General features: G+C 66.9%; 13 protein-coding genes and 1 pseudogene. 6 read left to right on the plus strand and 8 right to left on the minus strand.

The window, feature by feature from the left end:
- The coding region (locus tag E1N52_RS30485) for an SH3 domain-containing protein (protein WP_133186862.1) at positions 1-750 on the minus strand (750 nt) is incomplete at its 3' end.
- Positions 751-1021: 271 nt separating this feature from the next.
- On the opposite strand from E1N52_RS30485, the gene E1N52_RS30490 reads away from it, so the two are divergent.
- Positions 1022-2344: a TIGR00366 family protein gene (locus E1N52_RS30490; RefSeq protein WP_133186864.1), complete on the plus strand. Its 1323-nt coding sequence runs from the start codon at positions 1022-1024 to the stop codon at positions 2342-2344.
- A gap of 33 nt (positions 2345-2377) precedes the next feature.
- Here E1N52_RS30490 and E1N52_RS44925 read toward each other — a convergent pair whose 3' ends face one another.
- Complete coding sequence (locus E1N52_RS44925; RefSeq protein WP_165979475.1) at positions 2378-2746, minus strand: DUF488 domain-containing protein; 369 nt, start codon at positions 2744-2746, stop codon at positions 2378-2380.
- 45 nt (positions 2747-2791) lie between these two features.
- Positions 2792-3406: pseudogene (locus tag E1N52_RS44930) on the minus strand (uracil-DNA glycosylase family protein); the annotation flags it as partial.
- A gap of 193 nt (positions 3407-3599) precedes the next feature.
- On the opposite strand from E1N52_RS44930, the gene E1N52_RS30500 reads away from it, so the two are divergent.
- The 5 genes from E1N52_RS30500 (at position 3600) to dld (ending at position 10660) form a co-directional block, all read left to right on the plus strand.
- On the plus strand, positions 3600-4658 hold the full coding sequence (locus E1N52_RS30500) for a patatin-like phospholipase family protein (RefSeq protein WP_133186868.1): 1059 nt from the start codon (positions 3600-3602) through the stop codon (positions 4656-4658).
- Positions 4655-6142 (plus strand): GntP family permease, encoded by a 1488-nt coding sequence (locus E1N52_RS30505; RefSeq protein WP_133186870.1) that lies wholly within the window; start codon positions 4655-4657, stop codon positions 6140-6142. Before E1N52_RS30500 ends, E1N52_RS30505 begins: the two co-directional genes overlap by 4 nt.
- A gap of 90 nt (positions 6143-6232) precedes the next feature.
- Entirely contained in the window at positions 6233-7777 is a 1545-nt protein-coding gene (hpnR, locus tag E1N52_RS30510; RefSeq protein WP_133186872.1) for a hopanoid C-3 methylase HpnR, read from the plus strand.
- A gap of 116 nt (positions 7778-7893) precedes the next feature.
- Positions 7894-8793 carry a LysR family transcriptional regulator gene (locus E1N52_RS30515; protein ID WP_133186874.1) on the plus strand — a complete coding sequence of 300 codons (900 nt, stop codon included), beginning with the start codon at positions 7894-7896 and terminating at the stop codon, positions 8791-8793.
- Positions 8794-8917: 124 nt separating this feature from the next.
- Positions 8918-10660 (plus strand): D-lactate dehydrogenase, encoded by a 1743-nt coding sequence (dld, locus tag E1N52_RS30520; RefSeq protein WP_133186876.1) that lies wholly within the window; start codon positions 8918-8920, stop codon positions 10658-10660.
- Between the two features lie 77 nt (positions 10661-10737).
- Here the strand turns inward: dld and E1N52_RS30525 are convergent, their stop codons facing one another.
- The 5 genes from E1N52_RS30525 to E1N52_RS30545 all read right to left on the minus strand — a co-directional run bounded on the left by E1N52_RS30525 (position 10738) and on the right by E1N52_RS30545 (position 15210).
- Positions 10738-11505 (minus strand): DUF4410 domain-containing protein, encoded by a 768-nt coding sequence (locus E1N52_RS30525; protein WP_133186878.1) that lies wholly within the window; start codon positions 11503-11505, stop codon positions 10738-10740.
- A gap of 189 nt (positions 11506-11694) precedes the next feature.
- Positions 11695-13092, minus strand: a complete 1398-nt coding sequence (locus E1N52_RS30530; protein ID WP_133186880.1) for an ATP-binding protein — start codon at positions 13090-13092, stop codon at positions 11695-11697.
- The gene (locus E1N52_RS30535) at positions 13092-13805 is read right to left on the minus strand and encodes a response regulator (protein ID WP_133186882.1); all 714 of its coding nucleotides are present in this window, start codon (positions 13803-13805) and stop codon (positions 13092-13094) included. Before E1N52_RS30535 ends, E1N52_RS30530 begins: the two co-directional genes overlap by 1 nt.
- Before the next feature lie 16 nt (positions 13806-13821).
- Complete coding sequence (locus E1N52_RS30540; RefSeq protein WP_133186884.1) at positions 13822-14127, minus strand: EF-hand domain-containing protein; 306 nt, start codon at positions 14125-14127, stop codon at positions 13822-13824.
- A 102-nt stretch (positions 14128-14229) separates the two neighbouring features.
- Positions 14230-15210 carry a hypothetical protein gene (locus E1N52_RS30545; protein ID WP_133186886.1) on the minus strand — a complete coding sequence of 327 codons (981 nt, stop codon included), beginning with the start codon at positions 15208-15210 and terminating at the stop codon, positions 14230-14232.
- Positions 15211-15370: the final 160 nt, after the last annotated feature.

The following is a 15370-nucleotide window of genomic DNA, read 5'->3' on the forward strand; positions in this document are numbered from 1 at the left end:
CCCGCCGCCACCTCCGCCGCCGCCCGATCCGCCGCCACCACCGCCACCCTGCGGCCTATTATTCCCGCCGCCGGACGGCCGTCCGCCGCCTTGCCCCTGCGGTCTGCCGCCGCCCTGGCCAGGCGGCCGGGCGTTCCCTTGGCCTGGCGGACGAGCATTCCCCTGTCCGGGCGGTCGCGCGTTGTTATTGCCGGGGCCCGCGCCGGGTGGCCGGTTTCCCTGTCCCGCGTTGTTGTTGGGCGGACGATTCCCGCCGCCCTGGTTAGGCGGCCGTGTGCCGCTCGGCGGACGACCGACAGGCGGACGCGGCCGCACGGGCGGCGGCGGCACGGGCCGCGGCCCTGGATGTCGCGCCCAGCGCGACTGATTGGAGTACCACGGCCGGTCGCGGTAGTGCATGCCCCAGTAGGCGCCGAGCGAGAACGTCACGATTGGCAGACCGATGCGCGGGCCATAGTTCATCACCGGCACGCGTTGTCCTTGCCATGGATAGCTGATGAAGGTGCCGTAGACCCAGCCGCGCAGGCCCGGAAAACCGATGTCGCACCAGCTAAAGCCGGCGACGCAGCCCCATACCGTCACCGCCACGCCACCCGGAATCTGCGCGACGATAGGAAAATCGGCTGCGGGTCCTGCGTAGATATTGACGGTCTGATTCGTGAACGCCTGCGACTGGGCGTGCGCGGGCGGCGAAGCCACGAATATGCCGGCTAGCGCGGCGAGCACGACACCGAGAAACTGCTTGCGCATTGCTGCCTCCAGCTGGGTGGAACCACCCGGACATTTATTGAGATAGCAACCATAACGGTAGCAGATAAGACTTTTTGGGCGCGCCTAACCATGTAACGGCTTATTTCGTGCGGGCGCGCAATCACCGGTCGGGCGCGGCGTTCGGCGCGCATTCGGCAAATTGCCGGCGGCGCGCACGCGTTGTGCCGCGCTGTGCAAAAATCGCGGCCTCGGTTCGTAAAGAAGAAAACAAGCGGCCGATTCCGTATCAGCAGACGAGGAGCAGACCACCGTGATTCAGCGTATTTCCCAATTCTTTACCGGCGTAGTGCATCGGATCTTGCCGGATCCGCTCATCTTCGCCATTCTCCTCACCGTCGTGACCTTCGTGCTGGCGTTCGCGCTCACGCCGCAGCCGCCCGAAGCGCTTGTCTTGATGTGGGGTTCGGGCTTCTGGAACCTGCTCGCATTCGCGATGCAGATGGTCCTGATTCTCGTGACCGGCCACGCACTCGCGAGCTCCGGGCCGGTCAAGCGCATGTTGGTCGCGCTGGCGAGTTGCGCACGCACGCCGGCCCAGGGCGTGATGCTGGTTGCATTCGTGGGTGCGATTGCCTGCGCGATCAACTGGGGCTTCGGCCTCGTGCTCGGCGCGATGTTCTCGCGCGAAGTGGCGCGGCGAGTGCGCGGCGCGGACTACCGGCTGCTCGTTGCCGCCGCGTACATGGGCTTTCTCACGTGGCACGGCGGTCTTTCCGGCTCGGTGCCGCTCGTCGCGGCCACGAAGGGCAACCCCATGGAAAAGGCCGTCGGCCTGATCCCGGTCTCGCAGACCATCTTCACGGGCTATAACGCGTTCATCACGATCGGACTGATCGTGCTGCTGCCGATTCTCGTGCGTCTCATGATGCCGAAGCCCGAAGATGTCGTCTCGGTCGACCCCGCGCTGCTCGAAGATCCGCCGAGCGTCGAGCGCAAGCTCGGCCCGGACGCGACCTTTGCCGAGCGCATCGAGGAAAGCCGCGGGCTCTCGCTGCTGGTGGCGGCGTTGTGCTTCGTGTTCCTCGGCTTCCGGTTTCACACGAAGGGCTTCGCGCTCGACATCGACACAGTGAACCTCGTGTTCCTCGCGGCGGGCCTCGTACTGCATAAAACGCCGATGGCCTACGCGCGCGCCGTGGCCGGCGCGGCGAAGGGCGCCTCGGGCATCATGATCCAGTTTCCGTTTTACGCGGGCATTCAGGCGCTGATGGACCACTCGGGTCTCGCGGGCGTCATCACGAAGTGGTTCGTCGATATCGCGAACGTACACACGTTTCCGCTGCTCGTGTTTCTCAGCTCGGCGGTGATCAACTTCGCGGTGCCTTCGGGCGGCGGCCACTGGGTCGTGCAGGGGCCGTTCGTGATGCCGGCGGCACAGGCGCTGGGCGCGGACCTCGGCAAGTCGGCGATGGCGATTGCTTATGGCGAGGCGTGGACCAACATGGCGCAGCCTTTCTGGGCGCTGCCCGCGCTCGCGATCGCCGGCCTCGGCGTGCGCGACATCATGGGTTACTGCGTGACCACGCTGCTGTTCTCGGGCGTGGTGTTCGTCGCGGGGATGTATCTCTTCTGAGCGTGAAACGGGCGGCGCGCGAGCGCCGTCCACTCACTTCTGCTTCACGTGCTTCGCCAGATAGTCGCGCAGCACGATCGCGTGATTGCGCTCCGTGTCGTGGGAGCCATAGAGCAGGGTGATGTGCCCGTTCCCGGCCGCTTCGGCGAGCGGCCGCCAGGCGTCGGGATTGGCATTCAGCTCGGCCAGATAGCGCTTCTTGAATTCGGTCCACTGCTCCGGGTCCTTGTGGAACCATTGGCGCAGTTCGGTGCTCGGCGCCACTTCCTTGAGCCACTCCACGTTCGCGAGCTTTTCCTTGCTCAGGCCGCGCGGCCACAGCCGGTCCACCAGATAGCAGTGGTGTCCCTGCTCGGGCAGCGGTTCGTAGACACGCTGGATATCGATTGCCGGTTTTGTCATCGTCGGCTCCTTTTTAGTGATTTGCGCGTGGCGGCCCTGGGGTGTCAGCAATGCTTGCACGCGCTCCTGCAGCGCGGGCAGGACGTCGTGTTCGAACCACGGGTGGCGCTTGAACCACGCCTGGTTGCGTGGCGACGGATGCGGGAGCGGCACGAAATTGGGTGCATAGTCCCGCCAGGCCGCCACCGTTTCGGTGAGGGAGCCGCGGCGCTCGCTGCCGAGAAAATAGCGCTGGGCATACTGGCCGACGAGCAGGGTCAGGCGCACGCCACGCAACTGCTTGACGAGCCGCGCGTGCCACAGCGGGGCGCATTCCGGGCGCGGCGGGTTGTCTCCGCCGCCGCCGCGGCCGGGATAGCAGAAGCCCATCGGCACGAGCGCGACCTGGGCGGCGTCGTAGAACGTTTCGCTGTCGATGCCGAGCCACGCGCGCAGCCGTTTGCCGCTGGCGTCGTCCCACGGTACGCCCGAGGCGTGGACCTTCGCGCCCGGCGCCTGGCCGACGATCAGCAGGCTTGCCGTATCGCTCGCCTGAAGCACCGGGCGCGGCCCGAGCGGCAGCGCGTCGGCGCAGGCGTGGCAGGCGCGGATTTCGGCGAGCAGCGCGGGAAGCGGGCCCGATAGCGAAACCGGCCCCCGAAGCGGATGGACATTCGACACGGCAAGGCGGGAAGGCGTGGCGGGAGATCCAGTCTACCAAACGCCCTGGTGCGCCGCTGCGACCGGCCCGCTGCGTGCCGGTCGCAGCGCGATTCCAGCGCGCTCGAGCCACATTGCGCGCTGCGTCATTCTCGAGCGGCCATTTGCGCTTTTCCTGTAATCTCGCCCGTGGTCGATCTGGAACGGAGCCGCAATGTCTGCCGAAGCCGAGACGTCAACCCGCACGACCCGCACCGAGCCCTTGCTCGTCGATCTCGCGCTGCAAGGCGGCGGCTCCCATGGCGCATACACTTGGGGCGTGCTGGACCGACTGCTCGAAGAGCCATGGCTGCAGATCGAAGGCATTTCGGGCACCTCGGCGGGCGCGATGAACGCGGCCGTGCTCGCGAGCGGCTATGCGAGCGGCGGCGTGTCCGGCGCGCGCGAGGCGCTCGAGCGCTTCTGGCGCCGCGTGGCCGACTCCGCGCGCTTCAGCCCGTTCCGGCGCGGCCCCGTCGACATCCTGCTCGGCCGCTGGACGCTCGATCACTCGCCCATGTTCGTCGCGCTCGACATGATGGCGCGCGTCATCTCCCCGTACGACCTGAATCCGGGGCGCGTGAACCCATTGCGCACGATCCTCGCCGACACCATCGACTTCGACGCGTTGCGCCGCTCGCGCATCAAGCTCTTCGTCACGGCCACGCGCGTTTCCAACGGCCAGGCGCGCGTGTTCCGCAACGCCGACGTCACGCCCGACGCGCTGCTCGCTTCCGCCTGCCTGCCCACGCTCTTTCAGGCCGTCGAGATAGACGGCGAAGCATACTGGGACGGCGGTTACGCGGGCAATCCCACCATTACGCCGCTGATTCGCGAGACCGATGCGATCGACGCGATCCTCGTGCAGGTGAACCCCGTGGAACGCGCGGGCACGCCGCGTTCGGCGCGCGACATCATCAACCGCGTGAACGAGATCGCGTTCAACTCGCCGCTAATCAAGGAGCTGCGCATGATGGCGCTGCTGCACAAGGTCGCCGACGCAGGCAGCGACGAGGGCCGCCGCTGGGCGCATATGCGCCTGCATCGCGTGCATAGCGAGAAGCTCGTTACGCTGGGCGCGTCGTCGAAGCTCAACGCCGAGTGGTCGTTCATCACGATGCTGCGCGACGAAGGCCGCCGTACCGCCGATGAATTCCTCGCGCAGCACGGTGCGCGGCTCGGCGAGACGTCCACGTTCAATTTCGAAGCGCTGCTCGAAGGGGTGCTGCAATGAGCGCGGGCACGCTCGTTATCGGCCTCGGGGGCATGCTCGCGAGTCTCGCGCTCCTGATCTGGCTCGCGTATCGCGGCTGGAGCGTGCTGCTGCTCGCACCGCTGTGCGCCATGCTGGCCGCGCTCATTTCCGGTGAGCCGGTGCTCGCGCATTGGACGCAAACATTCATGTCGAGCACGGGCCGATTCCTCGCCCAGTTCTTTCCGCTCTTCCTGCTCGGCTCGCTGTTCGGCAAGCTGATGGAAGATAGCGGCTCGGTTGATGCCGTGGCGCGCCTCATGATCGACAAGCTCGGCACGCGTCACGCACTCGTGGCTGTGGTGCTGGGCGGCGCGCTCGTCACCTATGGCGGCGTGAGCCTGTTCGTCGCGTTCTTCGTCCTCGCCCCGATGGCGCAGGCGCTCTTTCGTTCGGCCGATATTCCGCGCCGCCTGATGCCCGCTGCGATCATGCTCGGCACGGCGACCTTCACGATGTCGGCGCTGCCCGGCACGCCCGCGCTGCAAAACGCCATTCCGATGCCGTTCTTCGGCACGACGCCGTTCGCTGCGCCGGGTCTTGGCGTGATTGCAAGCGTCGTGATGGCGAGCTTCGGCCTCTGGTGGCTTGGACGCGTGGCGGCGGCGGCGCGGCGCAACGGCGAGGGCTTCGTCGAGCCTGACAACGGCGGCGCCGATGACGAAGAGCGTGGCAAGTCCTCGCTCGTGCGCGAGCGCGCGAGTCTCGCGCAAGCCTTCGATCCCGCCGAGATCGGCGGCGCGGCTGTACCGGCACATGCCGGGCCGCCGTCGCCCTTCGTCGCGCTCGCGCCGCTCGTGGTCGTCGTGGGGATGAACTTCGTGATGAACGTCGTGGTGTTCCCGCGCATCGACGCCTCGTATCTCGCCGAACCGCGTTGGGGTTCGACCACGCTTTCGGCGGTGGCGGGCGTGTGGGGTGTCTCGGTTGCGCTCGCGCTCGGCATCATCGTGCTGGTGGCGCTCAATCGCGGGCGGCTCGGCGCGCTGCGCGAAAGCGTCGATGCAGGCGCCAACGCGTCGGTGTTGCCGGTGCTGAGCGTGGGCAGCCTCGTGGGCTATGGCGCCGTGATTGCCGCATTGCCCGCGTTCGAGGCCGTGCGCGACTGGGTGCTCGGCATCGGCGGCGGCCCGCTCGTCTCGCTCGCCGTGGCCACGAACCTGCTTGCCGGGCTCACGGGCTCGGCGTCGGGCGGGTTGACCATCGCGCTCGATGCACTCGGTGGCACCTATATGCAGCTCGCCGCCGAGCATGGCATCGATCCCGCGTTGCTGCACCGCGTCGCCGTGATGTCGTCGGGCACGCTCGACAGCCTGCCGCACAACGGCGCCGTTGTCACGCTGCTGGCCGTGTGCGGCTCGACGCATCGCGAGAGCTATCGTGACCTCGTTGTGGTGAGCATCGTCGGCGCGATCATCGCGCTCGCCGTGGTGATCGTGCTCGGGTCGCTGTTCGGCAGTTTCTGAACGTGTTCCTGCGCGAGACGCGCCGCGGGGCAGCGATCCGCCAACGCGCGTAGACTCTCGCGAAGCAGCGGCCCTTCGCAAGGAGGCTTCATGAAATTGCTTGCTGTCCACCCGAGCGGACTGATGTACACGCGCGTGTTCCTGCGGCTCGAGCCGCTGGGCCTCGAATCCGTGGCCGGCACGGCGCGCGAGGCGGGGCATGACGTGCGCCTCCTCGATCTGCAGGTCGAGACACACCGCGACCTCATGCGCATGGTGCGCGGCTGGCAGCCCGAGGCGCTCTGCTTTTCGGGCAACTATCTGGCCAACATTCCCGAGATCGTCGACTTGTCGAAGGCCGTGAAGGCCGCGCTTCCCTCGTGTTTCGTATTCGTAGGGGGCCACAGCGTGTCGTTCACCGCGCACGATCTGCTGCGCCATGCCGAAGGCGCGATCGATTGCGTGCTACGCGGCGAGGGCGAAGCTTCGGTGAACGAACTGCTCGAAGCGGTATCGCGCGGCGCCGACTTGCTCGCCGTGCCCGGCGTCGTGACGAGCCGCGGATCGGGGCCTGCGCCTCGCTTCGTCGAGAATCTCGATCCGGTGCGGCCCGCGCGCGACCTGCTGCGCCATCGTCGCAAGTATTTCATCGGCACGCTCGATCCTTGCGCTTCCATCGAATTCGCGCGTGGCTGCCCGTGGGACTGCACGTTCTGCAGCGCATGGACGTTCTACGGACGCAGCTACCGCACGCGCAGCCCCGAAGTCGTCGTGGAAGAACTGGCGGCGCTGCGCGAGCCGGGCGTGTTCATCGTCGACGATGTGGCGTTCGTGCACGCCGAACACGGCATGGCGATCGGCGAGGCGATCAAGCGGCGTGGCATCGACAAGCAGTACTACCTGGAAACGCGTGGCGACGTGCTTCTGCGCAACAAGGACGTGTTCCGCCTGTGGCAATCCATCGGCCTGAAATACATGTTCCTCGGTCTGGAGGCGATCGACGAGGAGGGGCTCAAGGCGTTTCGCAAACGCATCAGCCTTGACAAGAACTTCGAGGCGCTCGAATTCGCGCGTTCGTTGGGGATTACCGTCGCGATCAATCTGATTGCCGATCCGGATTGGGACTGCGAACGCTTCGAGACGATCCGCCAGTGGTGCCTGGAGATTCCCGAGATCGTCAATATCAGCGTGAATACGCCGTATCCGGGCACGGAGAACTGGCAGCGCGAGGCGCGGCGCCTCACGAGCCTCGACTATCGTCTTTATGACATCCAGCACGCCGTCGTGCCGACGAAGCTTCCGCTGCCCGAGTTCTACTCTGAACTCGTGCGCACGCAGCAGGTGCTCAATCGCAAGCACATGGGCTGGACCGCGCTGCGCGGCGCGGCGGGGCAGGCCACGCACCTCCTGTTGCACGGCCAGACCAATTTCGTGCGCATGCTGTGGCGCTTCAACTCGGTGTTCAATCCGCGCCTGCAGATGGCCGACCACGCGCGTGAAGTCCACTACGAGATGACGCCGCCGCCCGGCATGAGCGGCGCGCCGCAGGTCGATATGAAGACCGTCTACATTCATGGTCCCACCGGCCGCAAGGGCCGCAAGATTGACGACGCCACGGAGAAGTTCGTCGACGAGACGCGCATGGGTCTCGGCTGATTTTTCGGCCGGCGCCGTCTTGACGCATACCGGCTGCGCGCGCGTCCTGCCGTCGAGGTTGGACGCGCGCGCGTAGTGGGTTCACAATCCACCGGTCGCATCAAGACGAAAAAGATATGGAATTCCGGCAACTACGCTACTTTCTCGCCGTCGCGGAGTATCTGCATTTCAGCGAGGCGGCAGCCTTTCTCGGCATGGCGCAGCCGCCGCTCAGCCAGCAGATCCTCAAGCTCGAAAAGGAAATCGGCACGCGGCTCTTCATTCGCCACTCGCGGCGCGTGGAGCTGACCGAGGCCGGGCGGCTCTTTCGGGAGCGCGCGCAACGCCTCATCGACGACGCGGATCTGGCGCTCGCGGAAGCGCAAAACGCCGGGCGTGGCGAGACGGGGAGGCTCGTGCTCGGCTTCGCGGGCTCCACGGTGTTTCATCCGCTCGTTGCGACCGTGCTGCAGCGCTTTCGCAGCGCGTACCCTGGGGTCGTGATCGGGTGCGAGGAGAGCAACAGTTCGGTGCTGCTTGAGCGCGTGAGCGAAGCCAAGGTGGATGCCGCTTTCGTGCGCCTGCCGCTCGATTGCCGCGGCCTCGCCACGCAGGCGCTTGTGGAAGAGGACGTACTTGCCGTGCTGCCACCGCGCCATCGCCTCGCGCGCCGCCGCAGCCTCGATCTCGGCGATCTCGCGGGCGACCCGCTCATCCTGTTTCCACGCCCGATCGGCCCCGATCTCTACGACTCGATCATCAGCGCGTGCCATGCGGCGGGCTTCAATCCCGTGATCAGCATGGAGTCGCCGCAGATTTCCTCGACCGTCAACATGGCGGCGGCGGGCTTCGGCGTCACGCTCATTCCTTCTTCGATGCGGCAGATCCAGGCCAAGGGCGTGACGTACCACGATCTCAAGGGCGGCACGCTGCACACGACCATCGCGCTCGTGCACCGTCCGCGCGAAAAGGCGCCCACGGTGCAGAACTTCGTGCGCGTCGTGCGCGATGCGTCGCGGCATGCGCCGCAGGGCTGATTCTGCGGGCTCAAAGGTCGATCTATATCTTTTTCGTCTTGATTGTGCGTGGTCGCGATATTGGACGTAATAGGTCGCGGGTTTTATCCTTCCGCGATCATCGTTTTCTGCAGGAGCCGTTCGCATGTCCACCACCAACCCGAGCGCCGCTCGCGAGCCGCTTGTCGCGTCGTTGCGAGCCGTCGTCGGCCGCGAGCACGTGCTGACCGGCGACGAAGCCACGCGGCGCTACCGCAAGGGCTTTCGCTTCGGCGAAGGGAAGGTGGCGGCGGTCGTGCGGCCCGGCACGCTCGTCGAGCAGTGGCGGGTGCTGCAGGCGTGCGTGTCCGCGAACGCAATCGTCATCTCGCAGGCTTCGAATACGGGTCTCACGGGTGGCTCCACGCCCGACGGCGACGACTACGACCGCGAGGTCGTGATCGTGAGCATGACGCGCATGCGCAAGGTCTATGTGATCGACGGCGGCAAGCAGGTGGTCTGCCTGCCGGGCTCGACGCTCGATCAGCTGGAGCAGACGCTCAAGCCGCTCGGGCGTGAGCCGCATTCGGTCATTGGCTCCTCATGTATCGGCGCTTCGGTCGTGGGCGGCGTGTGCAACAACTCGGGCGGCTCGCTCGTGCGGCGCGGACCGGCCTATACGGAGATGACCGTGTTTGCGCAGGTCGATGCAGCGGGACGTCTTACGCTCGTGAATCGTCTCGGCATCCGGCTCGGCGAGACGCCGGAAGCAGTGCTTGGCCGCCTCGATCGCGGCGAGTTGCCCGAAGCCGATATCCTGCACGACGCGGGCGCGGCTTCCGACCACGGTTACGCGGATCACGTACGCGACATCGAAGCGGATACGCCCGCGCGCTACAACGCCGACCCGCTTCGTCTGCACGAAGCGGCGGGTTCCGCGGGCAAGGTCATGGTGTTCGCGGTGCGGCTCGACACGTTCCCGATCGAGCGGGGCGCGAAGGTGTTCTACATCGGCACGAACGAGACGGCTGAGCTGACCGACCTGCGCCGCGACATACTGGGCAAGTTCTCGAAGCTGCCCATCGCGGGCGAATACCTGCATCGAGACGCCTTCGATATTGCCGAGCGCTACGGCAAGGACATGTTCCTCCTGATCCAGCATCTCGGCACGCAGCGCCTGCCCGCGCTGTTCGCCTTCAAGAGCCGTTGCGACGCGTTTTTCGAGCGGTTGCCGTTCTTTCCCGCGCATTTCACCGACCGCGTGGCGCAGGCCGTGAGCCAGTGGTTTCCGGGCCATCTGCCCGCGCGGCTCAAGGACTACAGGCAGCGCTACGAACATCATTTGATGCTCAAGGTGTCGGCCGATATGGTGGACGAAACGCGGGCTTACCTGAAAACGTTTTTCGGCGTGGCGAGCGGCGACTTTTTCGAATGCACCGACGAAGAGGGCAGCAAGGCGTTTCTCCATCGTTTCGCCGCCGCGGGCGCGGCGGTGCGCTATCGGGCGGTGCATAGCGACGAAGTGGAGGATATCGTCGCGCTCGATATCGCGCTTCGCCGCAACGATCGCGACTGGTTCGAGCGACTGCCCGAGGCGGTTGAAAAGCCCATCGCGATCAAGCTCTATTACGGGCACTTCTTCTGCCATGTGTTTCATCAGGACTACATCGTACGCAAGGGGAACGATTGCCTCGCACTGGAACACGAGATGTGGAAGCTGCTGGACGCGCGCGGCGCCGAATATCCCGCTGAGCACAACGTCGGCCATCTCTACGATGCGAAGCCTGCGCTGAAGTCGTTTTACGAAACGCTCGATCCGTGCAACTGCTTCAATCCGGGTATCGGCCATACGTCGAAGTTCGCGCGGTATCGTGAGCCGCAGGCGCAGCGCGAGCCGCAGGCGCAGTAAACAAAAAGACGGCGGCGGTATCGAACCGTCGCCGTAAAGGGCACGTAGCCTCGCGCTGCGCTGCGCGCTTCCCCCTGTCAGCTCTTCGTCGTCGTTGCCATCCAGCCGTTCTGCGTGCTGATCTGCGTGATTTCCTTCGCGATCGAGCGGGCCAGCTTGCCGGCATCCGACGAGAGCGTGTCGCGCTTCGCCTCCGAGGCGCCGTGCAGACCGCCGCCCACCACCGCCGCCGTCGCGACATGGCCAGCCGCCGCGCCCACGCCCGCCGTCTCGGCCATGCCAGGCATATGGCCGCTATCGGCCTTCGTCTGGAAGCTCAGGAGCGGTTGCGGTTCGCCGCCGTTGGCGGGCTGGAACAGCACCGCGATCGTCGCGCCCACTTCGCTCTTGCCCGCGCCCAGTCCGATCAGCATGCGGCGGCGGCTGCTGCCCGCGTCCATCGTGTCGATGCGGCCTTCCACGATCAGCGCGTTGCGACCGGCGGGGGCGGGACCGTCCATGCGCACGGCGGGCAGGCCCATTTTCTGAAGTTCGCTCACGAGCTGATCGGCGAGATGCTCGCGCGTTTGCAGCGCGGCCTGCTGTTGCTGCTGCTCCGACGACTCGCCGCTCGTCATCGTCTTGAGCTTGTGCAGCATGCCGGTGCTGTCGAGCTTCACCTGGTCGGCGGCGGCGTCGAACGTGTAGACGTAGACGACGTCGGCGTGCAGTTGCGGGAGCGGCCCATTCGTCTGCACGACCGGCGCGGCCGATGCGCAGCCGCTCGCGAACAGCGCGCCGGCGAGGCACGTGGTGCCCGCGATGCGCTTGGCTTTTTTGACGAGGAAGTTGATGATCGTTTGCATGTCGATGTCCTTTTGCCTGAAAGAGTGTCTCGTGTCTGCCGATACTCGCAAATTACTCAGGATGGCGAACTATCGACTATGGTGCTTCGGCGTCTGGGCTTCGGTTTGTTCTGCTCCGTTGCTCAGGCTCAGGCGCAAGTATGGGGGGAAGGGCGCGCGAAATCCACGCGCAAATTATGTCGATTCATGTCATGCGTGAGCGGCCGGCGGCGCGCCGTTCTGACTCGACGAGGGACGGTTCAGCGGCAGGCGCACGACGGCTTCGAGGCCGCCGCCTTCGCGGTCGCGGAACGTGAGCGAGCCGCCATGCAGCCGCGCGATCCGCTCGACGATGGCAAGCCCGAGGCCCGAGCCGCCCGAATGCGTGCGCGCGTTCGCGCCGCGGCTGAAGGGCGATTTGAGGCGCTCCAGCTCCTCGGCGCGGATGCCGTTGCCGCGGTCGGCAACGATCACGCAGGCGGTGTCGCCGTCGCGCCAGGTGCGAATCGTCAGACCTGTGCGGCCATAGTTCACGGCGTTCTGCATGAGATTCATCAGCAGACGCATAACCGCGATGGGCCGGAACGCGAACACCGGCAACTCGCCTTCGTCGAAATCGAATTCATGGCCGAGCCCCGCGAAGTCGGCGACGAGCTGGCCTGCGAGTGCGTTGAGGTCGCCCGGTTGCGGCGCTTCGCGCTCGCCGCTGCCTGCGTAGTCCATGAACTGCTGGAGGATCGTGTCGATCTGGTCCAGATAGCTCTCGGACGAGGCCACGAGCGCATCGTTGCTGCCGCGCGGCAGGGCCATCGCGATCGCGAGGCGCAGTTTCGTGAGCGGCGTGCGGATGTCGTGCGAGACGCCGGCCAGCATCAGCGCGCGCGTGGCCTCGGCCTGCTTCAGCGCTTCGGTCATTTGATTGAAGGCGCGGCTCACTTGGGCGATTTCGGTGGGGCCGTTGGTCGGCAGCGGCGGCGGCGTTTCGCCGGCGCTCACACGCCGCGCCGCGCGCGCGAGCTTGCGCAGCGGCCGGTTGATGTGGCGCTGCAACAGATAGCCGGTGAGCGCGGCGAGCAGCGCGAGCGCGGCGGACAGGATCAACGCCGTGGTGATGCCGCTCGCGCGCGCGTCGGCGGTTACCGGCAGTGCGATCCAGATCGGTTCGCCCGCTGCATGAAGGCGGATCCACAGGCGCTCCTGCGCGGCTTCGCCATCCGCTGCGGGTTCAGTCTCGTCGTGACTCGCGTCCCAGCGCACCAGCAGCTCGGGCGGCAGATGGCTTTGCAGCGCTTCGACGAACACGTCGCGCTGCCAGGTGCGGAAAAAGTCGACGAGACTCGGAGGCGCCTCGCTCGACGCTTGTGGCGGCGCCGCACGGCGCGCATCGAACCGCGCAGCCGCCGCGCGCCCTTCGTCGGGCGGCATGGACGCGAGCGTGGTGTCGAGCAGCTTGACGTAATCGGCGAAGATGATCGAGGCGCGTTCGATGCGCGGGCGCTGCACGAAGTGCAGCAGCACAATGAGCGAGCAGATCTGCGAGAGCGCGACGAGCGCCACCAGCAGCGCGATGTTGCGCGAGAGCAGCGAGCGCGGCAGGCGCAAGCGCATTACGATTCGACGCCGGCCACCAGCATGTAGCCGATGCCCCAGACGGTCTTGATGAAGCGCGGCTTGGCGGGATCGTCCTCGACGATCTGCCGCAGGCGCAGGATCTGCACGTCCACGCTGCGGTCGAGCGCGCTGTGGTCGCGCCCGCGCGCGCGGGCGAGCAGATTCTCGCGGCTCACGGCGCGGTTCGGCGACGAGCCGAGCGCGTGAAGCAGCAGCATCTGCGCCGAGTGGACCTCGATGGGCGTGCCGTCGCGGTAGAGCGTTTGTTTGCCAACGTCGAACTGAAAGTCGCCGAAGCGCAGCAATTGCGAGGTGACCGTGGGCTCGCCCGAGGCCATCTTCTGGCGGCGCAGCAGGGCGCGAATGCGCGCGACCAGCTCGTCGGGAAGAAACGGCTTGGCGAGGTAGTCGTCGGCGCCGGTCTCGAGGCCGATCACCTTGTCGGCGGCATCGCCCTTGGCGGTGAGCATGAGGATCGGCAGCGTCTGGCCTTCGGCGCGCAGGCGGCGGCATACCGTGAGGCCGTCTTCAGGCTCCATCATGAGATCGAGCACGAGGAGGTCGTAGGGCTCACGCTGAAGCAGGCGGTCGAGGCGCTTGCCGTCGGCGACGGCGCGCACCTCGAAACCCTGGCTCGTGAGAAAGCGCTGCAGCATGTTGCGCAGTTCGGCTTCGTCGTCGAGCACGATGATCCTGTTTGCCTGCTCCATGTGACGCCTCCGGCGTTCATCGGGCTGCTGCGCGCGCTCGCATGAAGTCCTCGATCTGCGCGAGGGTGACGAAGCCGGCCTTTTGCGTGTCGATTTCGTCGAAGTGCTGCGCGACCTTCGGCATACCCGCCTGCGCCTGCTCGCGCGTGAGCTTGCCGTCGTGCGTCGTGTTCGCGGCGGCGAAACGCCCTTCCATCTGCGCCATCATGCGTTCGACGCGCGCGCTGTCGCCTGAGCCGCCCGGCAAGGCCTGAGCCGATGCCGGCATGCAAACCGCTGCTGAAACGATACACAAAACGAGGGCAGCGATCATCTTCTTCATGGTGTTCTCCGTGAGGTGGCCGACGTAGCGCGCCGGCCGGTTGATAAAGCGAATGAGAGGGGCGGCTGCGGGTCATGCGAATCCGCAGCCGCCGGTGATGGTTCAGGCCCAGTGAGCGGGGACCCACACGCGGCCGACCCAGTGGCCGGGAATCCACACGGCGGGGCGCGGGGCGATGTACACGGCGCGCGGCAGCGGCTGGCCCACATAGACGACCTTGGGTGCCGGCGGCGCCACGTAGACGACCTTCGGTGCGGGGGCCGGCGCCACGTAGACCGTCTTCGGTGCGGGAGGCGCGACATAAACCGTCTGCGGTGCGGGTGCCGGCGCGACGACCACCGTCTTGGGGGCGGGCGGCGGCGGGGCGACATACACCGTGGTGCTGGGCGGCGGCGGCGTGACGACGACCGGCGCGGGCACGGGGGCCGGGACGCCCACGACGGCGACCGTCGTGCCCGAGGTGGTGACCGTGCCGGTGGTGACTGTGCCGCCGTGGACGACGGTGGTGCCGCCGCTCGTGGTCACCACGCCGGTTCCGACGCCCGTCGCGCTGCCCGAGTGGTAGACGCTGCCGCCCTGCGTACCGGTGACGGTGCCCGAGCGATTGCACGTGTTCCCCGCGCAGCTCGTGGACGCCGAGTGCCCGTAGGTGTTGCCGTTGCCCGTCGTGACCGTACCCGTCGACGAGTACTGGCCGGGCGCCGTGCGCGTCACGCTACCCGAGGTGCTCGCGCTGCCGCCATCCGAGCCGTTGAGCGAGCCGGTGTGCGAGCAGGTGCCGCCCGCGCAGCTCGTATCGCCCGAATGCTGGACCGAGCGGCCGTTCGGGCCGTAGGCCGTGCCGCTGTTGCTGAACTGGCCCGGCGCGGTGCGGGTGATGGAGCCGCTGTTGGTGGCGACGCCGCCCCAGGGACCGGCCACGCCGCCCGCATGCGAGCAGGTGCCGCCGCTGCACGAACCGTAGTGCGCGCCGTTGTACGTGCCGTGCGGCGTGTATGCCGTGCCGTGGCCGGACCAGCCGGCGAAAGCGGGGGCGCTGGCGAAGCCGATGAGCGCGGCGACGACGAGGGGGAGCGTTTTCATCAGAGGTCCTTGCGGTTCGTTTCGGGAGGCACGCTGCGGCGTGTCAGCGGAACGAACTATAGGGCTGGGCCTGGCTCAAGTCGCGTCATAAACCATGTCGCCGTGTTACACGTCGCGCGGCGTTTGGCGCTACCTCCCCGCGCACGCGGCGCGGCGGGCG

Source organism: Paraburkholderia guartelaensis (genome assembly GCF_004353905.1).
GTDB lineage: Bacteria > Pseudomonadota > Gammaproteobacteria > Burkholderiales > Burkholderiaceae > Paraburkholderia > Paraburkholderia guartelaensis.